The organism is Micromonospora sp. LZ34 (assembly GCF_052981855.1).
In genome coordinates, this window is record NZ_JBRIQN010000003.1 from 118,735 (window position 1) to 141,977 (window position 23,243).

The 23,243-nt window shown below is 73.9% G+C and carries 29 protein-coding genes and 1 tRNA gene; 17 read left to right on the forward strand and 13 right to left on the reverse strand.

Features of this window, described 5'->3' with window-relative positions; all coding sequences use genetic code 11:
• Positions 1 to 90: 90 nt before the first annotated feature.
• The 6 genes from ACVCAH_RS04865 to ACVCAH_RS04890 are packed head-to-tail and all read right to left on the reverse strand — an operon-like array spanning position 91 to position 5,680.
• Positions 91 to 1,629 carry a SpoIIE family protein phosphatase gene (locus ACVCAH_RS04865; protein ID WP_447134818.1) on the reverse strand — a complete coding sequence of 513 codons (1,539 nt, stop codon included), beginning with the start codon at positions 1,627 to 1,629 and terminating at the stop codon, positions 91 to 93.
• Positions 1,630 to 1,631: 2 nt separating this feature from the next.
• Positions 1,632 to 2,957: an ATP-binding protein gene (locus tag ACVCAH_RS04870; RefSeq protein ID WP_447135040.1), complete on the reverse strand. Its 1,326-nt coding sequence runs from the start codon at positions 2,955 to 2,957 to the stop codon at positions 1,632 to 1,634.
• Positions 2,958 to 2,980: 23 nt separating this feature from the next.
• Entirely contained in the window at positions 2,981 to 3,994 is a 1,014-nt protein-coding gene (locus ACVCAH_RS04875; RefSeq protein ID WP_447134819.1) for a SpoIIE family protein phosphatase, read from the reverse strand.
• Positions 3,991 to 4,410, reverse strand: coding sequence for an ATP-binding protein (locus ACVCAH_RS04880; protein WP_447134820.1), 420 nt, complete (start codon positions 4,408 to 4,410; stop codon positions 3,991 to 3,993). Before ACVCAH_RS04880 ends, ACVCAH_RS04875 begins: the two co-directional genes overlap by 4 nt.
• Positions 4,407 to 4,820, reverse strand: a complete 414-nt coding sequence (locus tag ACVCAH_RS04885) for an STAS domain-containing protein (protein ID WP_447134821.1) — start codon at positions 4,818 to 4,820, stop codon at positions 4,407 to 4,409. Before ACVCAH_RS04885 ends, ACVCAH_RS04880 begins: the two co-directional genes overlap by 4 nt.
• Positions 4,820 to 5,680: an STAS domain-containing protein gene (locus ACVCAH_RS04890; RefSeq protein WP_447134822.1), complete on the reverse strand. Its 861-nt coding sequence runs from the start codon at positions 5,678 to 5,680 to the stop codon at positions 4,820 to 4,822. The genes ACVCAH_RS04885 and ACVCAH_RS04890 overlap by 1 nt, the downstream gene beginning before the upstream one ends.
• Positions 5,681 to 5,843: 163 nt before the next feature.
• Between ACVCAH_RS04890 and ACVCAH_RS04895 the strand changes: the two genes are divergently transcribed.
• On the forward strand, positions 5,844 to 6,200 hold the full coding sequence (locus ACVCAH_RS04895) for an STAS domain-containing protein (protein WP_088642031.1): 357 nt from the start codon (positions 5,844 to 5,846) through the stop codon (positions 6,198 to 6,200).
• Positions 6,201 to 6,210: 10 nt separating this feature from the next.
• Here ACVCAH_RS04895 and ACVCAH_RS04900 read toward each other — a convergent pair whose 3' ends face one another.
• Positions 6,211 to 7,482 (reverse strand): MFS transporter, encoded by a 1,272-nt coding sequence (locus ACVCAH_RS04900; protein WP_447134823.1) that lies wholly within the window; start codon positions 7,480 to 7,482, stop codon positions 6,211 to 6,213.
• 50 nt (positions 7,483 to 7,532) lie between these two features.
• Between ACVCAH_RS04900 and ACVCAH_RS04905 the strand changes: the two genes are divergently transcribed.
• From ACVCAH_RS04905 to ACVCAH_RS04920, 4 genes are all read left to right on the forward strand, one after another.
• Positions 7,533 to 8,216 (forward strand): FadR/GntR family transcriptional regulator, encoded by a 684-nt coding sequence (locus ACVCAH_RS04905; protein WP_447134824.1) that lies wholly within the window; start codon positions 7,533 to 7,535, stop codon positions 8,214 to 8,216.
• 39 nt (positions 8,217 to 8,255) lie between these two features.
• Positions 8,256 to 8,732, forward strand: coding sequence for a large conductance mechanosensitive channel protein MscL (gene mscL, locus ACVCAH_RS04910; RefSeq protein ID WP_447134825.1), 477 nt, complete (start codon positions 8,256 to 8,258; stop codon positions 8,730 to 8,732).
• Between the two features lie 81 nt (positions 8,733 to 8,813).
• Positions 8,814 to 9,062, forward strand: coding sequence for a hypothetical protein (locus tag ACVCAH_RS04915; protein WP_447134826.1), 249 nt, complete (start codon positions 8,814 to 8,816; stop codon positions 9,060 to 9,062).
• Between the two features lie 29 nt (positions 9,063 to 9,091).
• Entirely contained in the window at positions 9,092 to 9,466 is a 375-nt protein-coding gene (locus ACVCAH_RS04920; protein WP_447134827.1) for a hypothetical protein, read from the forward strand.
• 118 nt (positions 9,467 to 9,584) lie between these two features.
• On the opposite strand, the gene ACVCAH_RS04925 is transcribed toward ACVCAH_RS04920, so the two are convergent.
• Entirely contained in the window at positions 9,585 to 10,859 is a 1,275-nt protein-coding gene (locus ACVCAH_RS04925) for a benzoate/H(+) symporter BenE family transporter (RefSeq protein WP_447134828.1), read from the reverse strand.
• A gap of 83 nt (positions 10,860 to 10,942) precedes the next feature.
• On the opposite strand from ACVCAH_RS04925, the gene ACVCAH_RS04930 reads away from it, so the two are divergent.
• A complete protein-coding gene (locus tag ACVCAH_RS04930; protein WP_447134829.1) occupies positions 10,943 to 11,515 on the forward strand; it encodes a helix-turn-helix domain-containing protein in 573 nt (190 codons plus the stop codon).
• A gap of 22 nt (positions 11,516 to 11,537) precedes the next feature.
• Here the strand turns inward: ACVCAH_RS04930 and ACVCAH_RS04935 are convergent, their stop codons facing one another.
• Positions 11,538 to 12,560 (reverse strand): LuxR C-terminal-related transcriptional regulator, encoded by a 1,023-nt coding sequence (locus ACVCAH_RS04935; RefSeq protein ID WP_447134830.1) that lies wholly within the window; start codon positions 12,558 to 12,560, stop codon positions 11,538 to 11,540.
• Positions 12,561 to 12,622: 62 nt separating this feature from the next.
• On the opposite strand from ACVCAH_RS04935, the gene ACVCAH_RS04940 reads away from it, so the two are divergent.
• From ACVCAH_RS04940 to ACVCAH_RS04970, 7 genes are all read left to right on the forward strand, one after another.
• Entirely contained in the window at positions 12,623 to 13,342 is a 720-nt protein-coding gene (locus ACVCAH_RS04940; protein ID WP_447134831.1) for a PP2C family protein-serine/threonine phosphatase, read from the forward strand.
• 89 nt (positions 13,343 to 13,431) lie between these two features.
• The gene (locus ACVCAH_RS04945; RefSeq protein WP_447134832.1) at positions 13,432 to 13,770 is read left to right on the forward strand and encodes a PadR family transcriptional regulator; all 339 of its coding nucleotides are present in this window, start codon (positions 13,432 to 13,434) and stop codon (positions 13,768 to 13,770) included.
• A complete protein-coding gene (locus ACVCAH_RS04950; RefSeq protein ID WP_447134833.1) occupies positions 13,767 to 14,585 on the forward strand; it encodes an ATP-binding cassette domain-containing protein in 819 nt (272 codons plus the stop codon). Before ACVCAH_RS04945 ends, ACVCAH_RS04950 begins: the two co-directional genes overlap by 4 nt.
• Complete coding sequence (locus ACVCAH_RS04955; RefSeq protein WP_447134834.1) at positions 14,582 to 15,274, forward strand: hypothetical protein; 693 nt, start codon at positions 14,582 to 14,584, stop codon at positions 15,272 to 15,274. Before ACVCAH_RS04950 ends, ACVCAH_RS04955 begins: the two co-directional genes overlap by 4 nt.
• 46 nt (positions 15,275 to 15,320) lie before the next feature.
• Positions 15,321 to 16,514: a GNAT family N-acetyltransferase gene (locus ACVCAH_RS04960; RefSeq protein WP_447134835.1), complete on the forward strand. Its 1,194-nt coding sequence runs from the start codon at positions 15,321 to 15,323 to the stop codon at positions 16,512 to 16,514.
• Between the two features lie 93 nt (positions 16,515 to 16,607).
• Complete coding sequence (locus tag ACVCAH_RS04965) at positions 16,608 to 17,357, forward strand: ZIP family metal transporter (RefSeq protein ID WP_447134836.1); 750 nt, start codon at positions 16,608 to 16,610, stop codon at positions 17,355 to 17,357.
• Between the two features lie 62 nt (positions 17,358 to 17,419).
• Positions 17,420 to 18,574: a hypothetical protein gene (locus tag ACVCAH_RS04970; RefSeq protein ID WP_447134837.1), complete on the forward strand. Its 1,155-nt coding sequence runs from the start codon at positions 17,420 to 17,422 to the stop codon at positions 18,572 to 18,574.
• A 122-nt stretch (positions 18,575 to 18,696) separates the two neighbouring features.
• Here the strand turns inward: ACVCAH_RS04970 and ACVCAH_RS04975 are convergent, their stop codons facing one another.
• The 4 genes from ACVCAH_RS04975 to ACVCAH_RS04990 all read right to left on the reverse strand — a co-directional run bounded on the left by ACVCAH_RS04975 (position 18,697) and on the right by ACVCAH_RS04990 (position 20,964).
• Entirely contained in the window at positions 18,697 to 19,779 is a 1,083-nt protein-coding gene (locus tag ACVCAH_RS04975; protein WP_447134838.1) for an NAD-dependent epimerase/dehydratase family protein, read from the reverse strand.
• Positions 19,780 to 19,988: 209 nt separating this feature from the next.
• A complete protein-coding gene (locus ACVCAH_RS04980; RefSeq protein ID WP_447134839.1) occupies positions 19,989 to 20,285 on the reverse strand; it encodes a hypothetical protein in 297 nt (98 codons plus the stop codon).
• 158 nt (positions 20,286 to 20,443) lie between these two features.
• A complete protein-coding gene (locus tag ACVCAH_RS04985) occupies positions 20,444 to 20,698 on the reverse strand; it encodes a flavin reductase (protein WP_447134840.1) in 255 nt (84 codons plus the stop codon).
• Complete coding sequence (locus tag ACVCAH_RS04990) at positions 20,695 to 20,964, reverse strand: hypothetical protein (protein WP_447134841.1); 270 nt, start codon at positions 20,962 to 20,964, stop codon at positions 20,695 to 20,697. Before ACVCAH_RS04990 ends, ACVCAH_RS04985 begins: the two co-directional genes overlap by 4 nt.
• 206 nt (positions 20,965 to 21,170) lie before the next feature.
• Here ACVCAH_RS04990 and ACVCAH_RS04995 point away from each other — a divergent pair, with 206 nt between their 5' ends.
• From ACVCAH_RS04995 to ACVCAH_RS05010, 4 genes are all read left to right on the forward strand, one after another.
• Entirely contained in the window at positions 21,171 to 21,896 is a 726-nt protein-coding gene (locus tag ACVCAH_RS04995; RefSeq protein ID WP_447134842.1) for a DUF5753 domain-containing protein, read from the forward strand.
• Positions 21,887 to 22,078 (forward strand): DUF397 domain-containing protein, encoded by a 192-nt coding sequence (locus ACVCAH_RS05000; protein WP_447134843.1) that lies wholly within the window; start codon positions 21,887 to 21,889, stop codon positions 22,076 to 22,078. The genes ACVCAH_RS04995 and ACVCAH_RS05000 overlap by 10 nt, the downstream gene beginning before the upstream one ends.
• Before the next feature lie 148 nt (positions 22,079 to 22,226).
• Positions 22,227 to 22,298, forward strand: a tRNA-Lys gene (locus ACVCAH_RS05005).
• A gap of 155 nt (positions 22,299 to 22,453) precedes the next feature.
• Positions 22,454 to 22,825 carry a hypothetical protein gene (locus tag ACVCAH_RS05010; protein ID WP_447134844.1) on the forward strand — a complete coding sequence of 124 codons (372 nt, stop codon included), beginning with the start codon at positions 22,454 to 22,456 and terminating at the stop codon, positions 22,823 to 22,825.
• Positions 22,826 to 23,243: the final 418 nt, after the last annotated feature.

Below are 23,243 nucleotides of genomic sequence, written 5' to 3' on the forward strand. Positions count from 1 at the left end.
CCACGCAGACGGCCGCCGGCGCGAGCCGGCCACGGCGGGACAGCCGGCCCGCTCGCCCCCCGGGGGGGTGAGCGCGGCCTCTTCTCGCCGTCAGCGACGGCGCAGGGCCACCACGGCGACGTCGTCGTGGATCTCCGGCGGGGCCAGCTGGACCAGCAGTCGCTGGCAGAAGCGGTCCAGGTCGTCCTCCACCTCGGCGGCGGAGGCGGCCAGCGCGGCCAGGCCCTCGTCGATGGTGGCGTCCCGGCGCTCGATCAGCCCGTCGGTGTAGAAGACCAGGGTCGCCCCGGCCGGCAGCACGAACTCCAGGTCGGCCGGGCGCGGCGCGCGGACCCCGAGCAGCGGGGCGTTGTGCTGCACGAAATCGACCTTGCCGTCGACGCTGAGTAGCGGCGGCAGGTGGCCGGCGCTGGCCAGCCGGACGTGGCCGGTGGGCGGGTGCAGCAGCAGCACGCAGATGGTGGCCAGCTCGTTGGGCAGCAGCGTGCGCATCAGCTCGTTGACCCGGTGCAGGATCTCGCCCGGCTGGTGCCCCTCCACCGCGTACGCCCGCACCGCGTGCCGCAGCTCGGCCATCACGGTCGCCGCGTGCAGCGAGTGGCCGGCCACGTCGCCGATCGCCAGCAGCAGGTGCCCGTCGAGCATCACCAGCTCGTAGAAGTCCCCGCCCACCTCGGTCTGCGCGCTCGCCGGCTCGTAGCGGACCGCCAGATCGAGCCCGTTGATCTCCGGGATCCGGCGGGGCAGCAGGCTGCGCTGGAGGGTGACCGCGATCCGGTGTTCCTCGTCGAAGGAGCGCTGCGCCTCCACCGCGGCGGCCACCGACTGGGCGAGCTGCACCAGCACCGGGGTGCGGTGGGTCTGGGTGCTGGTGGGGACCACGACGTAGAGCGGCGCCCGGTCGTCGCGCAACCGGGCGGCGGCCACCGTCACCGTGTCGCCGGCCGGCCACGTGACCAGGTCCCAACCCGCCGGGTCCTCCACCCGGACCGTCGACCCGGTCGGCACCCGGGAGTCGTCCACGATCCACGGGACGACCACCGGCTCGGCGTCCGGCCCGGCCGCGAGCCCGGCCAGGCAGTCGCCGTCGAAGGTCTCCGCCACCACCGCGGCCGGGCTCTTGAAGATCCGCGCGGCGCCGGCCGCCGCCTGTTCGAGCAGCCGGGTGAAGTTCTGCGCCGAGTGCACCGCCACGGTGGTGTCGGCCAGCCCGAGCAGCCGCTCGGCCAGGAACTCGGCCCGTTGCCGGGCCCGGTAGTAGCGCAGCACCGCGTGCGCGGTGGCGATCAGTTCCTCCGGCTCGATCGGCTCCGCCAGGTACGCGTCCGCGCCCCGGGTCAGCCCCTGCGCCCGGTCCAGCACGTCCACCGCGTGCGCGGAGACGTGGATCACCGCCATCGCCGGGTGCGCGGTCTTGATCCGCTCACAGACCTCGTAGCCGCTCAGGTCGGGCAGCCGGACGTCGAGCACCACCAGGTCGATCGGCTCCGCCTCGACCCGGGCCAGCGCCTCGCCGCCGGTCTCCGCCTCGACCACCGTGAATCCGGCCCGGGAAAGCCAGCTGACCAGCAGGTACCGCTTGGTGCGACTGTCGTCGACCACCAGTACGGTCGCCGGGCCGCCCTCCACCGTCACGCTCCGCCCACGGGCAGGGAGACGGTGAACGTGCTGCCCCGGCCCGGCTCGCTGGCCAGGTCCAGGGTGCCGCCGAGCAGCGTCACCAGCCGCCGGGCGTACGGCAGGCCGAGGCCGGTTCCGCCGACCCGGGTCGCGCCCGGCACCTGGTAGAACTCCTCGAAGATCCGCTCGTGCAGCTCCTCGGCGATGCCGGGCCCGGTGTCGGCGACGGTCAGCAGCCAGCGGTCGTCGTGCCGTCGCGCCCGCAGCCGCACCTCCCCGTGCACGGTGAACTTCAGCCCGTTGTGCAGCAGGTTGCGCAGCACCTGGCCGAGCAGCACCTCGTCGGTACGCAGGGTGGACGGCGTCGGCGGCTCCTCCACCACCAGCTCCACCTCCGGCCGGGTCAGCGCCCGCAGCGTGCCGCGCAGCTGACCGAAGACCGGCCGCAGGTCCACCTCCACCCAGTCCGGCTCGATCCGCCCGGACTCCGCCTTGGCGAGGTCGAGCAGCTCGTTGACCAGGGCGAGCAGGTCGGCCGCCGAGGAGCGGATCAGACCGACCTGGCGGGCCTGCTCGCCGGTGAGCGGGTCGGAGGCGGAGTCGGCCAGCAGCCGGCCCAGCCCCATGATCGCGGTGACCGGGGCGCGCAGCTCGTGGCTGACGTTGGCCAGGAACCGGCTCTTCGACTCACTCGCCGCCCGCAGCTGGGCCGACTTCTCGTCCAGCTCCGCGTAGAGCGCCACCACGCCGCGGTTGGTCTCCTCCAGCTCCTCGGTGAGCTGGTTGTAGAGCGCCATCACGCCGCGGTTGGTCTCCTGCAGCTCCTCGTTCAGCACGGCCAACTCGTCGCGCTGGCTGCGTACCTCGTCCAGCGCGGCGATCAGCTGCTGGTTCTGCGCGGCGAGTTCGTCCACGGCGCTGCCCGGAGCGTTGCGACCGAGTTCGGCGCGGATCTCGGTGAGACGCTCCGGTGTCAGCGCCGGGGCGGTGGCCGGGACACGTCGGGACATCCTCACGACCGTATCCCCCTCCCCGGTGACCACGCCCAGCTTGTCCACCAGCCGCGCCACCGCACCCGACTCCGGCTCGTACCGGTCGCCCGGCAGCGGGGCCAGCGGTGCGAGGTCCACCCGCAGCTGGCGCCTACCGTCATCGGCGCCGTCCGCCAGGCGGAACGTCACGTCCGCCCCGCCGGCGGCGCGTAGCAGGTCGCGCGCCACCTCGCTGAGCGCGGTCGCCACCCGGACCTGGTCCTGGTGCTCCAGCCCCACCGCGGCGGCCACCTCCCGACCGCGCTGGCGCACCAGGAAGATGTCGTGCTCCACCCGCAGCGCCATCTGCAGCAGCGGCTCCGGGACGGTCACGACCACGCCCGGGCGACCAGGACGCAGGCGTCGTCGCGGCGGACGCCCGCGTCGCGCAGCACCGTCGCGGCCACCACCAGCGGCGACCGCTCGGTCAGGCCGGGATAGTCGGTGAGCTGCCAGCGGTCGACCACCCCGTCACTGTGCATCAGCAGCAGCGCGGCCGGGTCGAAGGGGTAGTCGTACTCCCGCACCACGGGGCGCTGGTGGCCGGCGATGCCGGGCAGCGAGACCAGCCCCCGGCGCCGGCCGTCCGCACCGACCACGGCGGCGGCGATGTTGCCCAGCCCGGAGTAGCGCAGCACGCCGGCCGTCGGGTCCGGCTCGGCGACGGCGAGCGCGGCGCCCCGGGTGTGCGACATCGACCGGTGCAGGTGCTGGACCACCGCGGCCGGCGGCCCGGCCGGCGCGGCCCGGAACGCGGCGAGGGCGGCGTCCGTGGCGGCGGAGGCCAGCGGGCCGTGCCCCAGACCGTCGCAGACCAGCACCTGGTGCCGACCCTCGACGACCCGCGCGGCGAACCCGTCGCCGCTGACCGACTCGCCGGTCAGCGGGCGGGTCAGACCGCCGACCCAGGGCGGCTCGTCCGGCTCGCCGGGCCAGATCTGCACGGCGAGCACCGTACCCCGGCCGGGCCGGGAGTAGCCGTCGAACCAGCTGGCCTGCCGGACGATCGCGCCGAGGCCGATGCCGAGGGTGCCGGCGGTGGAGTGCCCGTCCCGGGAGGAGAGGGTGAGGTCGGCCATCCCCGGCCCCGAGTCGACGGCGACCAGTTCCACCCCGGCCTCGTGTTCCCGACGCACCGGGCGGAGCAGCAGGTTCCCCTCTTCGGCGTGCTTGACCAGGTTGCTGGTCAGTTCGGCGGCGACGATGGCCAGATCGGCGGTACGGGCCTCGCCGAGGCCCAGCTGCCCGCCGAGGCGTTCGGCGGCCCGGCGTATCGCGCTGGCCGCGCTGCTGGTCTCCACCCGGAACCAGATGCCCGCGTCCGGCACCGTCTCCGCGGTCATCGGGACCACTTGGTGACCGTGACCCGGGTGCCTTCACCCGCCCCGGTCTCGATGTCGAACTCGTCGACCAGCCGGCGCGCGCCGCTGAGGCCGAGCCCGAGCCCGCCGCCGGTGGTGTAGCCGTCGGTGAGCGCCAGGTCGAGGTCGGCGATGCCCGGTCCGGAGTCGGCGAAGACGATCCGTACGCCGCGCCGGCGGCCGTTGTCCACCACGGCCACCTCGACGTCGCCGCCGCCGCCGTAGACCAGGGTGTTGCGGGCCAGCTCGCTGGCCGCGGTGACCAGCTTGGTCTGATCGACCAGGGAGAGCTTGGCGGCCACCGCCACCGTCCGGACCAACTGCCGGACGCGTACCACGTCCTCGTCGCTCTGGATCGCCTGCGCCTGCGGATGGCCCAGGTCGACTCCGGTGGTCATGACGAGGCCGTCGTCTCGACGTCCGGTTCGTCGTCGAAGTCGAGGTCGGACTCGTCGGCGCGGGCGGCCGCGATCAGTTCCATCCCCCGTTCGACGTTCAGCGCGGTACGGATGCCGTTCAGCGACAGGCCGAGCTCCACCAGCGTGATGGCCACCGCGGGGCGCATCCCGACGACCACCGTCTCGGCGTCGAGCACCTTGGAGATCGAGGCGATGGTGGAGAGCATCCGGCCGACGAACGAGTCGACGATGTCCAGGGCGGTGATGTCGATGATCACCCCGTGGCTGCCGGTGGCGACGATCCGCTCGGCCAGGTCCTCCTGGAGCTGGACCGCGGTCTGGTCGGACATGTCGACCTGGATGGAGACCAGCAGGATGTCGCCGATCTTGAGGATCGGCACCCGCTCCATCACGCCTCCCGGCGGATCTGCCGGCGACCCGTCTCCACCCCGGTCAGCCGCAGCACGTGCCGCAGCGCGTCGGCCAGGCTGGCCTTGGTGGCGATGTCGCCGAACTCGATGCCGAGCGCCACGATGGTCTGCGCGATCTGCGGCCGGATGCCGGAGATGATGCAGTCGGCGCCCATCAGCCGGGCGGCCACCACAGTCTTCAGGATGTGCTGGGCGACCTGGGTGTCCACCGCCGGGACGCCGGTGATGTCGATGATCGCGTACGGCGAGCCGGTGTCGACCAGGGTCTGCAGCAGCCGCTCCATCACCACCTGGGCGCGGGCCGAGTCGAGGGTGCCGACCAGCGGCACGGCGACCACGCCCTCCCAGAGCTTCACCACCGGGGTGGAGAGCTCCAGCAGCTGCTCCGCCTGATCGGCGATCAGGCTCTCCCGGGTGCGGACGAAGCTCTCGAAGGTGAACAGGCCCATCTGGTCGACCAGGCCGGAGAAGGCGACGTAGTCGCGGAGCGTGTTCGCGTCCGCGTTCGCCTCCATCAGCTCCAGCAGCACGTCCTTGAGCGCGAACACGCTGATCGCGGTCTCGGTGGCCGAGAAGCCCTGCCGGGCCCGGCCGCGGGACAGCTCGGAGAGCACGGCGCGCAGCTCGGTGGCGTGCTCGGCCTCGAGGTCGAGGACGCCGTGCCCGCTCGCGGCGACCATGCCCTGGTGCAGCTCCTGCACCTGCCGGCGCAGCTCGGCCTGGCTCAGCCGGCCGCGCAACGAGCCGGCGACGATCTCCGTCCACCGCTGCGTGACCCGCTCGGCGTGCTCGGTCAACAGACCGGCCAGTCGACCGCTCTCCTCGGCGCTCAGCGCCATGGCAACCCCCCTCCACCTGGACCCGGCGGACTCTATCACCGGCTCCCGGCAACTACTTGTCGCGATGCAAGGGAATGACGGAGGACACCGGATACCGGCTCCCGTTCTGCGTACTCGCCGCGAGGTGGGATACCGTTCCAACCGATAACAGGAGGTCTGGCGTATGTCCTTGACGGTGCACACGGAACAGCGCGGCGACGTGGTCGTCGTTTCGGTCGCGGGCGAGCTGGACATGGCGACCGCACCGCAGCTGCAGGACCAGATCACCGATCTGCTCGACAAGGGCCGCAGTCGCCTGGTGTTCGACCTGGCGGAGGTCTCGTTCTGCGACTCCACCGGGCTGTCGGTGTTCGTCCGCGCGAAGAACAGCTGCGACGAGGCCGGCGGGGTGGTACGGCTGGCGGCTCCGCAACGGGGCGTGCTGCGCATCCTCGAGGTCAGCGGACTGGTCGAGGTGCTGCACACCTACCCCACGGTCGAGCAGGCCGTCGCGGGCGACCCCACCCCGGCCTCCTCCTGAGCGTTCCGCCTCACGCCTCGTCCTCGATGTGCCGGGGACGGGCGATCAGCATGCCCGCGCCCGTCTGCACCGCGAGCGCGACCAGCAGGAACCCGATCGGCGCGGTCCAGCCGCCGGTCGCCTCGTAGAGCACGCCGACCAGCAGCGGCCCCAGGGCGGCGATGACGTAGCCGGTGCTCTGCGCGAACGCCGACAGGGCCACCGTGCCGTCGGCGGTCCGGGCGCGCAGCCCGATGGTGGTCAGGATCAGCGGGAACGCGCCCTGCCCGAGCGCCAGCAGGGTGACCCAGAGCAGCGCGCCACCGTGCGGCGCCACCGCCAGCCCGAGGTAGGCCAGGGTCGACGCGACGGTCAGCGACAGCACCAGCGGGCGCAGCGTCCGCAACCGGCCGGCGAGGGTCGGCATCAGCAGCGCGATCGGCACGCCGAGCGCGGTCACCCCGGCGAGCAGCAGCCCGGCGTCCTGCGGGCGGTAGCCGGCGTCCCGGAACAACTGGGCCAGCCAGCCCATGATCGCGTACCCGCTGAGCGACTGCGCGCCGAAGTAGACCGCCATCGCCCAGCCGAGCCGGGTCCGCCCCGGCCGGATCCGGATCCGGGCCGGCGCGGCCGCCGCCGGGGTCGCCCGCCGCGCGGCGGCCCGGGCCCGCAGCGCCAGCGGCACCCACGGCAGTACGGCCAGCGCGGCCAGCCCGGCCCAGACACCCAGCCCGGCCCGCCACGAGCCGAACGCGTGCGCGATCGGCACCGCCGACGCCGCGGCCACCGTCGTGCCCACGGTCAGCGCCATCGTGTACGCCCCGGTGACCAGCCCGGTGCGGTGCGGGAAGTGCTGCTTGACCAGCATCGGCAGCAGGATGTTCGCCACCGCGATGCCGGCCAGCGCGAGCGCGCTGGTGAGCAGGAAGACCAGCGCCGAGTCGGTCAGCACCCGGAGCAGTTGACCGGTGGCGAGCGCGGCCATCGCGACCAGCAGCACGCGGGCCGGCGCGAACCGGCGGACCAGCCACGGGGTGAGCGCCCCGAGCCCGGCGAACGCGATGGTGGGCAGGGTGGTGACGACGCCGGCCATCGTGCCGGAGAGCGCCAGTCCGCCGCGTACCTCGTCGAGCAGGGCGCCGAGGCTGGTCACCGCGGCGCGCAGGTTGACCGCGACGAGGAGCATCCCCACCAGCACGAGCAGGCCGCCGGTCACCGGGTGCGGGCCGCGGGCCGGCGGGGTCGGCACCGGGACCGGGTCGGTGGTGGACACGGTCGGGCCGGCGGTCGGTGGCGGGGTCATGCGTCCGAACCTACAATCATGGGATGAATTCTGGGCAGGAGTTGTAACCAGTGCCACCGTCGGTTGATTCCGTCGCCGTCCCGCCCCGCGGCCACCGGGTCCGGCAGACCATCGAGCAGCTCCGGGAGCGGATCCTCGGCGGCGAGTGGCCGGTGGGCGGCCGGATCCCCACCGAGCCGCAGCTGGTGGCGGCGCTCGGGGTGGGGCGCAACACGGTCCGCGAGGCGGTCCGGGCGCTGGTGCACGCCGGGGTGCTGGAGTGCCGGCAGGGCTCCGGGACGTACGTGGTGTCCACCGACGAGCTGGCCCCGGTGGTGGCCCGCCGGCTCACCGACGATCGGATGGCCGAGGTGGTCGAGGTACGCCGGGCCTTCGAGGTGGAGGCCGCCCGGCTCGCCGCGCTGCGGCGTACGCCCGAGGACCTGGCCGCGCTCGACGACGCGCTCGCCGCCCGGGAGGCGGCCTGGCGCGGCGGCCGGGTCGACGAGTTCGTGGAGGCCGACGCCGCGCTGCACAGCACGGTGGTCGCCGCCGCGCACAACGGCATGCTCGCCGAGCTGTACGCCTCGGTCGGCGCCGCGCTGCGCAGCACGGTCGCCCAGTCGATGGGCGATGCGCTGGAGCCGGAGCGCTACGTCGACCACTCCCGGTTGGTCGAGGCGATCCGGGCCGGTGACCCGGCCCGGGCGGCCATCGAGGCCGGCGCTTTCCTGGAGCCCCCACCCGGGGCATAGGTTGTCCCGGACGGAAGACCGGACACCTCGGGAGTACGGATGCTCAAGGGCTTCAAAGACTTCATCATGCGCGGAAACGTCATCGACCTGGCGGTCGGTGTCGTCATCGGCGCCGCCTTCACCGGCGTGGTCACCCAGCTCACCAAGTCGTTCCTGGAGCCACTGATCCGGGTCTTCGTGCTGCTGATCACCGGCAGCGACAAGGGCCTGGCCGGGACGGCGCCGAAGTTCCGCGGCGAGATCCCCTTCGACTGGATCGCCTTCGTCAACGCGGTGATCACCTTCCTGCTCACCGCGGCGGCGCTGTACTTCCTCGTGGTGTTCCCGATGAACAGGCTCGCCGAGCGGCGCAAGCGGGGCGAGGAGCCGCCGCCCTCGGCGCCGAGTGAGGAGATCAAGCTGCTCACCGAGATCCGCGACGCGCTGGTCGCCGCCGGCCACCAGACCCCCGGTCAGCAGCGCGGCGCGCTCGACGACGTGCTCGGCCGGCGGCCGGAACCGCCCACTGCGCGCTGAATCCGGCACCCGCACATCGGCCCCCACGGGAATCCCGTGGGGGTCGCGCATTCTCGTACGTGTGTTCGATAGAGTCCCGCCATGGAGCAGCGAAAGCACTGGTGGAACGGGAAATGGGGGCGGCTGGCCCGGCGGGACGTCTTCCTCCGGGTGGACGCCGACCGCTGGTACGTGGAGCAGCGGTCGGGCGGCGCCGAGGGGATCTCCCAGTTCTACGAGTACGCCAGTGCCGACGAGGCGGAGGAGACGGTCCGCGCGCTGCTCGACGGGCCGGACGCCTGGCGGGAACTCTCCCCCCGACCGCCGGGCGGCTGGGCGACGGGCGTTTAGTCGGAGCGGGGGCCGGGAACCGCGCCAGCATGAGTGAGCACGGCACCGAGCAGCAGCGGACCATCTCGAAGGTCACCACCGGGATGCGGGTGATCGACGCCGCCGGCACCGAGGTCGGCACCGTGGACCTGGTCCAGCGGGGTGACCCGAACGCGGTGACCGTGCAGGCGCCGACCGCCGACCCGGGCAGCAGCCTGGACGAGCTGATCGAGTCGACCGCGGTCGAGGAGCCGGACGTGCCGGCCGACCTGGCGGCCCGGCTGCTGCACAGCGGCTACCTGAAGGTCTCCACCGACCTGGTCCGCACCGGCGCGGTCTACGTGCTGGCCGACCAGATCGCCGCGATCGCCGACGACCGGGTCCGGCTCACCGTCCCGGCAGGCGACCTCTCCCCCGAGGAGTGACGCCGCCGACCGGGCCGGCGCCGGCACGGGGATCACCCGTCCGCACGCTGTCGAGCTGATGTCGTAGACGATTCAAAGCCAGCCGTTTCGCCGACGTGGCGGTGTCCGCACGGTGCGGTCACCGCCGCGTCGGCGATCTGGAGTCGATGCGGGCCGACGCAGGGGCCGGCGGGGCCGATGCGGGGGCCGGCGGGGCCTGCGCGGGTGCGTCGGGAGCCGCCGGACTCGGCGTGGCGTGGCGGCGGCGGCGGCGGAAGAGCAGCAGCATCAGCCCGCCGGCGACCAGCCCCCAGAACGCGCCGCCGACGCCGAGCAGGGTCACCCCGGAGGCGGTGACCACGAAGGTGACCACCGCGGCCTCGCGGGCCGCCGGATCGGCCAGCGCCGAGGTGAGCGCGGTGGCCAGCGCGCCGAGCAGCGCCAGGCCGGCGACCGCCTCGATCAGCACCGGCGGGGAGAGCGCGACCAGCGCGGTGGCCGCCCCCGCGCCCAGGCCGAGCAGGGCCAGCCCGAGCCCGGCGGTCACCGAGGCGATCCAGCGGCGGTCCGGGTCCGGGTGGGCGTCCGGGCCGGCGGCGAGCGCGGCGGTGATCGCGGCGAGGTTGACCGCGTGCCCCCCGGCGGGCGCGGCGGCGGCACTGGCCAGCCCGGTGACGCGCAACGCCGAGCCGAGCGGCGGCCGGTAGCCGTAGCCGACCAGCACCGCCGCTCCCGGCACGTTCTGCGCGGCCATCGTGACCAGGAAGAGCGGCAGGGCCAGCCCGACCAGCGCGGCGGCGTTCCAGGCCGGCGCGGTCAGCTCGACCACCGGGCGCAGCCCGATGTCGCCCAGGCCGGCGGCCGGCGTGGTCAGCGCGATCGCCGCCACCGCCACCACCAGGGCGCCGGGCACCGCCCAGCGGCGGGCGAAGCGGTGCAGCAGTAGCCAGGCCAGCACCACCGGCCCGGCCAGCCGGGGCACCTCGACCAGCGCGCGGACCGGCGCGGTGCAGAGCGGGAGCAGCACGCCGGCCAGCATCGCGCCGGCCACCGGCTGCGGGATCGCCGCGACGGCCCGGCCGAGCACCGGGAACAGCCCGGCGGCCAGGATCAGCCCGCCGCAGACCAGGAACGCCCCGACCGCGACCGGCCAGCCGCCGGGCATCGGGCCGGTGGCCACGAGCAGCGCGGCGCCCGGGGTGGACCAGGCGATGCTCATCGGCAGCCGGTGCCGCAGGCCGAGCCAGCCGGCGCAGAGGCCGGACGCGAGGCAGAGCGCGAGCAGCCCGGAGGCGGCCTGCGCGTCGGTGGCGCCGACGGCCCGCAGGCCGGCCAGCACCACGGTGAACGAACTGGCGAAGCCGACCTGCGCGGTCACCACCCCGGCCAGCACCGGTTGCGCGCGTCCGGCCATTCCCGCCTCCCACCCCGGCGCCCTGAGCGCCCCGACGCCATCGTTCCGTAAACGGAACAGTGGTCGTGTAGCACCATAGCGGGGTGCCGCAGCCCTCACCAACCCGCCGACCGGCCCCCGACCCGGGCGCCGCCGAGGTCGGCCGCCGGGTCCGCGCCCTACGCGAGGAGCGCGGCATCTCGCTCTCCACGCTGGCCCGGCTGGCCGGGGTGGGCAAGGCGACCCTCTCCGGGCTGGAGAACGGCACCCGCAACCCCACCCTGGAGACGCTCTACGCGGTGACCGCGCAGCTCGGCGTACCGCTGACCGCGGTGCTCGCCGGGCCGGCCGGGACGCCGACCGTGCGCGGCGCGGCGGTCAGCGCCACCCTGCTCGAGGTCTTCGACGACGCCGACGCCACCTACGAGCTGTACCGGATGCGGGTCGCGCCGGGGCCGGGCCAGCTCTCCCCCGCGCACCAGCCCGGCGTCACCGAGCACGTCACCGTCTTCGCCGGCGTGCTGCGCGCCGGCCCGGTGGACGCCCCACTCACCGCGGCGGCCGGCGGGCACCTGCGCTGGACGTCGGACGTGCCGCACATCTACGCGGCGGTCGGCGACGAGGAGGTGGCCGCCAGCCTCCTGCTGCGCTACCCGCGCCGCCGACCCGAGGCGTGAGCGGCCAGCCGGGCACCGGCGGTCAGCCGTCGACCGGCGCGGGCAGCCGGCGCCGCACCGCCCAGATCGCCGCCTCGGTACGCGACGCCGCCCCGGTCTTGCGCAGCAGGTTGGACACGTGCACGGTGACCGTCCGCACCGAGATGCCGAGCGCCCGGGCCACCTGCTTGTTGGACATCCCGGCGACCAGGCAGCCGAGCACCTCCAGCTCGCGTCCGGTCAGCTCGACCTCGCCGGCCCGGAACTGCGCCGGCACCCGGGGCGGTGGCGCCACCGGTGGCAGGAGCAGCGCCTCCGGCTCCTGACCGGCGTGCGCGGCGAGCAGTTCGGTCAGCGCGTACGGGTTGCCGCCGGTCCGCGCGCAGACCGCGCGCACCAGTCCGGCGGGCGGGCGGGTCACGGCGTACACCTGGGCCAGCACCTCGGCGACCTCGGCCGGGCGCAGCGGGCCGAGGTGCTGGCGCACCGCGCCCGGCACACCGCAGAGCCGGGCCAGCGCGCGGGCCGCGAGGTCCGGCGCGACCGCGTGCTCGGCGGGCCGGGTGGCCACCAGCAGCAGCGCCGGCAGGTCGGCGGCCGTGGCCAGCTCGCCGAGCAGGTTCAGGCTGGCCGGGTCGAGCGCGTGCAGGTCCTCCACCACCAGCACGGCGGGACCGGCGCCGACCAGCAGCCGGACGGTCCGCACGGCGAGGCGGAGCAGGGCGCCCGGGGCGTAGCGCTCGCGCGGCGCGGTGGGCTGCTGGGCGAGCCAGGCGAGCGCGTCCGGGGGCAGGTCGAGCCCGCCGGTGTCCCGCCCGCTGAGCACGGCGGCCAGCCAGTCGTACGGCGCCGGGTCGTGCACCCGGGCCGCGCCGGAGAGCACCACGGCCGGCCGCGGCGCGAAGGTGTCCAGCGCGGCGGCGACCAGCAGGCTCTTGCCCACCCCGGCGCCGCCGCTGATCACCGCGACGGTCGGCGCCGCCCGCCGCCCGGTGGCCACGGTGGACCAGGCCCGGTCGAGCTCGGCCAGCTCACCGGCGCGCCCGACCATGGACACCGGCATCATTCCCCAACCCTACGCAGTAGTGCGTAGAGACGGCGGCAGGGTGTTCTTGGCAAGCTTGTCGCATGACGCTGATCCTCCGCTCGGCCATCCGCAACGACATCGGCCTGGTCCGCACCAACAACGAGGACTCCGCCCTCGCCGGTGACCGCCTGATCGCGGTGGCGGACGGTATGGGCGGCCTGCCCGCGGGCGAGGTGGCGAGCGAGATCGTCATCCGGATCCTCGACGAGCTGACCCCACCGTCGACCCCCGACGATGCCGCGGACGCGCTGCGCGCCGTGGTGAGCACCGCCAACCAGCGCATCAACGCGGCCATCACCGTCGACCCGGCGCGCGAGGGGATGGGTACGACGCTGACCGCCGCGCTGCTCGCCGGGGACACGCTGGTGCTGGCCCAGGTCGGCGACTCCCGCTGCTACCTGCTGCGGGACGGGACGCTGGCCCAGCTCACCCGGGACGACACCTTCGTGCAGGCGCTGGTCGACCAGGGCGCGCTCTCGCCGGAGCAGGCCCGGCACCACCCGCAGCGGTCGCTGGTGACCCGGGCGGTGCAGGGCGGCGACACTCCGCCGGTGATCGGGACGCTCACCATGACCGCCGGCGACCGCCTGCTGCTGTGCAGCGACGGGCTCTCCGACTACGTGGCCGACGCGGAGATCGCCGCCGCGCTGGCCATGTACGGCGACCGCCAGCAGTGCGGCGAGCAACTCGTCAAGCTCGCCCACCAGGCCGGCGCCCCGGACAACGTCACCGTCGTGGTCTCCGACGTCACCGCGGCCTGACTCCGGCGCGACCGGTGGGCACGCGCGCCGGTCCCCCGTCGGCCAGTAGGTAGTTGTGCCATCTAGCTGGCGTCGCTAGGGTGCTGCGGGTGGATTCCGACCGGCGTGGGCAGTGGCTGCGCGGGGTGCTCGACCTCTGCGTCCTGGCCCTGCTCTGCGAGGGCGAGTCCTACGGCTACCAGATCGCCCAGGCGCTCGACGCGGCGGGCGTCGGGCCGATCCAGGGCGGCACCCTCTACCCGGTGCTCCTCCGGCTGCAACGCACCGGCCTGGTCACCGCCCAGTGGCGGGAGGGGGCGGCGGGGCCGGCCCGCAAGTACTACCGGCTCACCGACAGCGGGCGGGCGGCGCTGCGCCAGGACGGCCGCGCCTGGCTCGCCTTCGTCGCCCCGGTAAGCGGCATCGTCACGAAGGGGGTCGACGGGTGAACGTCGACGACTGGCTGCGGGCGTTCGCGGCCGAGTTGTACCAGCGCCGGGTCGCGGTGGACGCCGCCCGGCACGTGGTCGCCGAGGCCGCCACGCACCTGCGCGACGGCGGTGGCGACCCGTGGCTGGTCTTCGGGCCGCCGCGGGAGTACGCCGCCGCGGTCGTGGAGAGCATCGGCACCATGCCGGGCCCGCGGCCCGGGCCGGTCCGGCTGCACGCGCAGGGCATCACCAAGCGGTACGGGCGGCGCACGGTGCTGCGGGACGCGACGCTGACCGTCCGGGCCGGGCAGATCGCGGCCGTGGTCGGCGCGAACGGCTGCGGCAAGAGCACCTTCCTGCGGATCTGCGCCGGGCTGGTCTCGCCGGACGCGGGCGAGGTGACCGTCTCCGGCCGGCTGGGCTACTGCCCGCAGCAGGGCGGCACGGCGGACTTCCTCCTGCCCGACGAGCACTTCGTGCTGGTGGGCGCCGGCCAGGGGGTGGACCGCGGCCAGGCCCGGCGGGCCGGTCGGGCGGCCGCCCGCCAGCTCGGCTGGGAGGCCGGCGGCGACGTGCTGGCCCGGCACCTCTCCGGCGGCACCCGGCAAAAGCTGAACCTCACCATGTCCACCCTCAGCCAACCGGACGTGCTGCTGCTCGACGAGCCCTACCAGGGTTTCGACCAGGGCACCTACGTCAACTTCTGGGACCAGCTCGTCCGGCTGCGCGACGAGGGCCGGGCCATCGTCGTGGTGACCCACCTGCTCAACCAGCTCGATCGGGTCGACCTCGTGCTCGACCTGACCCCGGCCACCCAGGGAGGGCGCCCGTGAACCGGCTCGTCACCGTCGCCGAGATGACCCTGCGGGAGCTGGTGCGCCGCCGGGGCGTACTGCTGCTCCTGCTGTTGATGCCGTTGACCTTCTGGCTGATCCGGCGGGACGCCTACATCGGGCAGTCGGTCCGGTCGCTGCTGCTCGGCATCAGCTGGGCGGTGAGCACCGCCGCGCTCTTCGCCACCGGGGCGGCCCGCGAGCTGGAGCCGCGGCTGCGGCTGGCCGGCTACCGGCCGCACCACCTCTACCTGGGCCGGATGCTCGGGCTCTGGGCGCTCGGGCTGGCCATCTCCGTGCCGTTCTTCCTGCTCACCGTCGTCGACGCGGCCAACCTGCGGTACGGCGGGGTGGCCGTGGCGATGCTCTGCTGCGTGGCCGTGGCGGCCCCGTTCGGGATGCTGATCGGCGCGATCCTCCCCCGCGAGCTGGAGGGGACGCTGCTGCTGCTCACCGTGGTGGCGGTGCAGATGCTCATCGACCCGGCCGGGTCGGGGGCGAAACTGACCCCGTTCTGGTCCAGCCGGGAGATCGCCACCTGGGCGGTGGACCACACCGACGACGGCTACCTGACCCGGGGCTCGCTGCACGGGCTCGTCGTCACCGCGCTGCTGGTGGTCACCGTGGCGGCGGTGTTCACCGTACGGCTGCGCCCGCGCCGGCACCTGCGGCAGCTGCCCATCGGCTGAGCCGATTCCGGTTGCGCCGGCCGGCGGGCCGGGTTGGGATGGTCGGATGACGGTCCGCCGGGTGAGTTCCGAGGAACGACTGACCACCAGCTTCGTGCTCGGCGCGTACGCCTTCGAGGCGTCGCCGCGCAGCGCGGCCCGGGCCGAGGAGTTCCGCCGCTACCTGCCCTACAACGAGGGCAACCGGACGCTGGTCGTGGCGGAGGACGGCACCACGCTGGCCGCCGCCTCGGCCATCCCGATGCGGCAGAACCTGCGCGGCGCGGTGCTGCCGATGGCCGGCGTCGCCGGGGTGGCCAGCCACCCGCTGGCCCGCCGCAAGGGGCACGTGCGGAACCTGCTGCACCAGCTCCTCGACGAGATGCGCGACGAGGGGCACCAGCTCACCGCGCTCTACCCGTTCCGGCCGTCGTTCTACGGCAAGTTCGGCTACGTCGGGCTGCCGAAGCCGCGTACCGCCACGTTCTCCCCGGCCGACCTCGGCGAGCTGCTCCGCGCCGACCTGCCCGGCGAGGTGGGCTGGGAGCGGATCGGCGCCGGCTACCCGGCCTGGCGCGAGTTCACCGAGCGCTGCCTGCGCGAGCGGCACGGGTTCGCGCTCTTCCCGGACTACCGCGACATCGGGTTGCGCGACCGCGACGAGCACTGGCTGCTCACCGCCCGCACCGGCGGGACGGTCACCGGCGCGGTGACCTACCGGATCGACGACCACGGCGGCACCCTGGTCGCCGACGACCTGCTCGCCGCCGACCCGTACGCCCGGGCGCTGCTGCTGCAGTTCTTCGCCCGGCACGTCGACCAGGTGGAGAAGGTGACCGTCCAGCTCCCCGCCGACGAGCTGCCCGAGCTGTGGCTGACCGACCTGGCTGTGCACGTCGAGGCGCGGGTGGCCCGGCCCGGCTCGTCCGCCCCGATGGCCCGGCTGCTGTCGGTGGACGCACTGACCGGGCTGCCCGCCGGGCCGGGCCGGGTCCGGGTCGAGCTGACCGGCGACCGCTGGCTGGCCGGGGCGTACCTGCTGGACGGCACGACCGGCTCGCTGGAGCTGGTCACCGGCCCGGCCACCGGCACCCCGCCGAAGGCCACGCTGACCGCCGCCGGGCTCTCCGCGCTCGCGTACGGGGTGCTCGACCCGGCCGAGGTGCACCTGCGCGGGCTGGGCGACGTGCCGGCGAACGCCGCGGCCGAGCTGCGCCGGCTCTTCCCGCGCCGGCTGCCGTACCTCTTCGCGGACTTCTGACCGCTCCCCGGTTCGTCCCCCTCGGGCCACCACTTGCGGGAACCAGCCCGCTCCTGGCGTCCGGCGCCGCCCGACCCCGGTAGCGTCCGGCACGTGCCGGGATGGTTGGAGGCGGGCGGGTGGGGGCTGGTGGCCGGCTCCGCCCTGCTGATCGGGGCGGCGGCGGGCTGGTTCGCCCGGGTGCCACAGCGGATCAACGCGTCCGTCATGGCCTTCGGCGCGGGCGTGCTCTTCTCGGCCGTCTCCTTCGAGCTGTTCGCCAAGGCGAACATGGAGGGCGGGCTGCTGCCGACCGCGCTCGGCGCGGGGGCCGGGGCGGTGGCCTTCACACTGGCCAACCTGCTGCTGGCCACGCGGGGCGGGCGGCACCGCAAGCGCTCCGGCATGCGGCAGCCGACCGAGGCCGAAACGCCCGGCTCGGGCAACGCGATCGCGATCGGCGCGCTGCTGGACGGCGTACCCGAATCGGTGGTGATCGGGGCCAGCCTGCTCGGCGGCGGGCCGATCAGCCTGGTCACGGTGGCCGCGGTCTTCCTCAGCAACCTGCCGGAGGGGCTGTCCAGCGCGGCGGGCATGCGCCGGGCCGGCCGCAGCCGGCGCTGGGTCTTCACGCTCTGGACCGGCATCGCGCTGGCCACCGCCGTCGCCGCGGTGGCCGGCTACGTCCTGCTGGGCAACGCCCCACCGGCGGCGAAGGCGGCGATCACGGCGCTGGCCGGCGGCGGCATCCTCGCCATGATCAGCGACACCATGCTGCCCGACGCGTACGACGAAGCGCACCTGCTCGTCGGCCTGATCACCGTGGCCGGGTTCCTGATCGGCTTCGCGGTCGCCCATTCTTAGCTCCGGGTTAAACCGGGCCGGCGCATCGGGCCGGGCGGCCGTCGGGCTCCTAGCATCACGGGGTGCGCCCGAAGTCCCTGCTCGTCCTACTCGCCCTGACCGTCGCCACGGCGGGCCTGCCGGCCTGCGGATCGTCCGACCCCGGCCCGGCGCGGACCGAGCCGTCGGCGAGCGCCGCCCCCGGCCGGGACGTCGCCCCGGCGACCCGGGTGGGACTCGGCAGCCCGGGGGCGAGCGCCAGCCCGAAGCCGCCGGCCGGCGGGGTGCTGAAGGCCGGCAACCCGAACGGCCGCGCCGGCGTGCCGGCCGAGGCGCGGGCCGTCGACACCTCGAAGCCGACCCGCCGGATCGGCACCGGCACCGCGGCGAGCTGCACCTCCGAGGCGGTGGTCAGGGCGGTCGCGGCCGGCGGGATCATCACCTTCGACTGCGGGCCCGACCCGGTGACCATCGCGATGAAGGCCACCGCCAAGGTGCGCAACGCCAACGGGCCGAAGGTGGTGCTGGACGGCGGCGGCAAGATCACGCTCAGCGGGCAGGGCCGGCGGCGCATCCTCTACATGAACACCTGCGACAGCGCGCAGGGCTGGACCACCTCGCACTGCCAGAACCAGGACCACCCGCAGCTCACCGTGCAGAACCTGACCTTCGCCGACGGCAACTCCACCGGCGAGCAGGCCGAGGGCGGCGGCGGTGGCGCGATCTTCGTCCGGGGCGGCCGGCTCACCATCGTCAACTCGCGCTTCGTCCGCAACCGCTGCGACCACACCGGCCCCGACCTGGGCGGCGCCGCCGTCCGGGTGCTCAGCCAGCACGAGAACAAGCCGGTGTACGTGGTGCGCAGCACCTTCGACGGCGGGTCCTGCTCGAACGGCGGGGCGTTGAGCAGCATCGGCGTCTCCTGGGTGGTGCTGAACAGCGTGTTCACCCGCAACGAGGCGATCGGCAACGGCGCCAACCCGGCCCGGGCCGGCACCCCGGGCGGCGGCAGCGGCGGCGCGATCTACTGCGACGGCAACGAGTTCACCGTCCGGATCGCCAGCACGATCATCGAGGGCAACCAGGCGAACGAGGGCAGCGGCGCGATCTTCTTCGTCAGCAACAACCGCACCGGGACCCTGAAGATCGAGACCTCCTCTCTCCGCCGCAACCCCAGCGGCAGATTCGAGACCCCCGGCCACCCCGGCATCTTCTTCCTCGGCGCCCGCCTCACCTGACCCCCGCCCCAAGGTCCGCCCGGCGGTCCCACCCCGTTGATCATGAAGTTCGTGTCACGACACGCCGATGCCGCCGCCGCTAACTTCATGATCAACGGGCGGTGGAGTGGGGGGAGGGTGGGTCAGTAGGGGTTTCGGTGGCCGGCGGGGCGGGCGCGGAGGAGGGCGGCCGGGCGGCCGGGGAGGGTACGGGCGGCGGACATGGGCGGGCTGGGGGTGTGGGCGCGGGTGGCCATGCCGGCGAAGAGTTCCTTCAGCGCGGTGAGCGCGTCGGTCCGGGGCTCCCAACCCAGCTCCCGTTCGGCCCGCTCGCTCGACATCAGCGGCGCGTTCAGCGCCAGTTGCACCCAGCCGGGGTCGATCGGTTGCAGCCGCGCCCGCCAGGTCAGCGCCGCCGCGACGTGCAGCACCGGGGCGGCCACCGGAACCGTCCAGCCGTGGAAGTGCCGGGCCACCAGCTCCGGGGTCAGCACCGGGTCCGCGGCCAGGTTGAAAGCGCCGCGCGCATCACCCAGCAGCGCCCGGGCGTACGCGTCGGCGACGTCGTCAGTGTGCACCGCCTGCATCCGCAGCCGGCGGTGCGTCGGCACCAGCGGGATCCGGCCGTACTTCAGCAACCGGACCGGCGCGAACGGGCCGAGGAAGTATCGGCTGATCTCGGTGGCGGCCTCCCGCTGGAAGTTCAGCCCGGGTCGCATCCGCACCACGCGCAACTCCGGGTGCTCCCGCTCCATTCGGTCCAGCAGCGCCTCGACCTCGGCCTTGTGCCGGCTGTACGACGACGCGGGCACCCCGGTCGCCGGCCAGCGCTCGCTGACCGGGTGGTCCTTCGGGCCCGGGGCGTAGGTGCCGACCGACGAGGCGTACACCAGCGCCGGGACCTTGGCCCGGACCACCGCTTCGATCACCGCCCGGCTGCCCTCGACGTTCGTCCGGAGCAGCACCCGCTGGTCGTGGCTGGGCTGGATCTGCCAGGCCAGGTGCACCACCGCGTCCGCCCCGCCGAAGACCTCGGCGAGCTGGTCGGTCGCGCCCGGCCGGCCGATGTCGCAGGAGTGCCACTCCACCTGGTCGTACGGCTCACCGGCCTCCGGGCCGGGCAGCCGGCGGACCACCCCGGCCAACTCCACTCCACGCTCCCGGCGCAGCCGGCGCAACAGGGCGGTACCGGCGTTGCCGGTCGCCCCCACCACCACGATCCGCATGCCCGACCCGTACCCGGTCAGCCGCCCGTCAACCGCCCGATCCGTCGCCGGCTGCGGCGGTGGGGCCTGCGTCGCGCAGGCTCGCTCTCCTGACCGTGCACGCCCGGGGATCTCGCGCCGTGGCGGCCTCGGTCACCTCTCGCCGCAGCAGCCTCGGCGGATCTTGCGCGGCATCCGGTGCGCCGGGAACGTAACGAGGCGAACGACCGTCAGGGGCGGGGGGCGTGGCGGACCCAGCCGCGCTTCTCGTCGCGCCGCCGGCCCGCCGTGGCGGCCAGGCAGCGCGGGCAGATCCAACCGACCGGGTCGGCCTCGGTGAGCTGGTCCGTGCCGGCGTAGTCGAACCTGACGTGCGGGAAGCGCCGCAGCCGGGTGCGGCTGAGCGGGAGGCCGCAGACGGTCTGGTTCTGCCCCGGCAGCCAGGCGTGCACCTCGCCGCCCGGCTCCCGTACGCCATCCGGGCCGGTCTCCTCGCTGGAAGCCGCCACCGCCGGAGTGCTGCTCATCCTCATACCGGACACCGTTCCCCACGCCGGCCCGGCCATGCCTACTCGGCGCGAGGGCCCGCCCCGGCCAGCTACGGGGGAAGCCGGGCCGGGGCGGGCGGTCAGTGGGCCGGCTCTACGCGTGGACGCGAGCGGGCCGGCTCTCGACGTGCGGGCGGTCACTGGGCCGGGTCGTCGTGGAGGCGGGCCCAGCCGGTGAAGCGGGCGGCCAGGTCGGGCGCGCTGGCGTCCGGCTCGGCGAGTTGCTCGGCGGCCTCGGCCTGGAGGGTGCCGAGATAGACGATCAGGTCCGTCCGCTGGGTGCGGTACTCGGCGAGCAGGCGAAGCTTCGCGGGGGAACAGGGCCAGGCGATCCCGCATGCCTGGCAGCGCCAGGTGGGGCGGGACGGCAGGTGGTCGCGGCGCCGGGTCACAGCGACGGCACCCGGACGATGGTGGCCCGGTCCACCCGCACGAAGGCGTACCGCTGGCGCACCCGGAGCGTGCCGTCCGGGTTCACCTCGTGGCCGCGCAGCTCGGCCCACTCCGCGCCCTGGAACGGACCCCGGCTGATCACCTCGGCGACGTAGAGGGTCAGCACGCCGGTCCCGAAGCGGTAGGCGTCCTCGGGGACTCGGATGGTGTCGCCGACCGCCCACGCGGGCATCGGGCCTGTCTGCTGCGACTGGTCCTCCGGCACGTCCCCCCCTCCGTCGATGGAAGGGGCCGCCCGGATGCTCGCCCAGCGCGGCCCCCGCAGAGACCACCCCTGGGCCGATGCGCCACGAGCAACCTCCGCTGGTGACACTCTGATGTGGAGCCACTACGCTCGGGAAGGTTCTTGTCACAGCCGGGCCGAGCTGGTCGAACCGGCGATCTGCGGGTGGCGGGCCGAGTAATCGATCTTTGCAGGAGTCCTTCGGCCGGGGTGCCGGCTTCAGCGCCTCCCACGTCAGCGCCGTCGAGGGCGGCACCCGCGCCTTGACGATGGACTTCATCAAGGGCGCCGACCGCGCACTGAAGACCGGCGGCTTGTTCGAGCGCCTCATCGTCAGTGTCGGAGCACCGTCGTGGTTCCTGCCCTGGCTGGACGCAGAACGGTCAGCGACTCAGCTTCGCTACTTCGAGCCGAACCTGATTCCGGGTCTATTCCAGACGGACGCCTACGCCCATGCAGTGCTGGGGCTTGATCCCCGTCTGAGCGGCGACGAGGTGGATCGGCGGGTGGCAGCGCGCCTCGAACGGCAGGGGATCCTCACCCGCGAACGGCCGCCGCAGATCGTGGCCGTCATCGACGAACAGGCGATCCGGCGAACCGGGGACAGCTACCAGAAAGTGTTGGCAGAGCAGCTGAGGCAGCTACTAGCGTGGGCTGAGCGGCCGAACATCAGCGTGCACGTCGTCCCATCGGATGTCGGCCTGCACGCCGGGTTGTCGGGTGCGCTGTCGCTCGCTCGAATGGCCGACGGCAGCTGGGTCGGGCACCTGGAGAACCAGCTCGGCGGTGATGTTGTGGACCGGTCCGATGATTTGGATACGCTCTTCGATCGATGGGAGAGCGTCCGCAACGAGGCACTGCCGCGGCGGCAGTCGCTAGACCTGATCAAGGAAGTAGTGAGCCGATGGACCTAACCGGCGCGCGGTGGCGGAAGTCCACGCGCAGCGGAACCAGTGGTGGCAACTGCGTCGAGGTGGCCGACAACCTGTCCGGCGTGGTCGGCGTCCGCGACTCCAAGGACCCTGCCGGTCCGACCCTCAGCTTCACGCCCGCGGCGTGGCGCGCGTTCGTCGCCCAGGTCGCCGAGCGGGCCTGACCCGTCCCGGTGCCTGGCGCTGAGTCTGGCCGAGCCGGGGACGGTGCGCCCGCTCATCCTCGGTCACGCCAGCACGCTGCCGCTCGGCGCCCGGGCGGCTCGGAAGCCGAGAGTCGCGTGTCCGGGAAGTCCGGTAACCTGAGCGCGCGGGCCGCTAGCTCAATGGCAGAGCTGTGGACTTTTAATCCATAGGTTCAGGGTTCGAGTCCCTGGCGGCCCACTCCACCGCAGGTCAGCGCCCTGACCAGGCTTCCGGACACCGCGATCAGGGCCGGTACAGCAGCGAAGTACAGCAGTAGACCCGGTCACCGGCCGGGTGACCTCCTGGGTCCGGGGCCCCGGAGCGGCGGTAATGAGACAGCGAGAGGGTGGACGATGGCGGACGGACCGCTCGTTCGCAACTCGCGGCTACTCGGCTTGTTCACCGAGATCGTCCAGGGCCCGGAGGGCACTCTCCGGGCCGTGGAGGCCGCCGGGCGCGGCATCGCCGCCGATGCGCGCTGCACGCTCGCCGTGCTCGCGGACAAGCTGACCATCAGATCCGCAAGCCTGGACGAATTACGCCAGAGGGCGCTTGCATCCGCCGATCGGCTCATCGAGCTAGGTGGCATCGAAGATGCCCTCAATGAGTTGTGGTCCCGCCGCCGCGCACGCGATCTCGACGACGAAGCCTTCGAGGCAGGCCTCCAGCAGATAGTTGTGCGACTGGAGGCCTGGCCCCAATCCTGGTCACGCGAGTCCGACTGAGCGGCGTACTCGTCTCCTACCGTCGAGCGCCTGACCGAGTCGCTTGAGCGCGTCGCGGGTGGCCGCCGAGGACACCACGGTGTAGAAACGAGCAGCCCAAGGTGCGCATCGAGCGCCTCGGTCAGGCGCCAGCAGCACGGCAGCGAAGTACAGCAACCGCGCCAGCCGCACCAAGCCGGCAACGACGAAGACAGGCCGGATGACCTCGACCCGATCCGGCCGGCTCGCCGGCAATCCATAGGTTCAGGGTTCGAGTCCCTGGCGGCCCACCACTTACCGCCTCTGAGGTGCGGGGAACTCCAGGAAGCGATCGTCGGGCACAACCAGGGCACAAACTAGCTGCGATCTTGGCCTCCGGGAATGCCGGGCTGTTTGGCGGCGGCCTGGCGTAGGAGCTGCCCGACGACGCCGCGTGGGC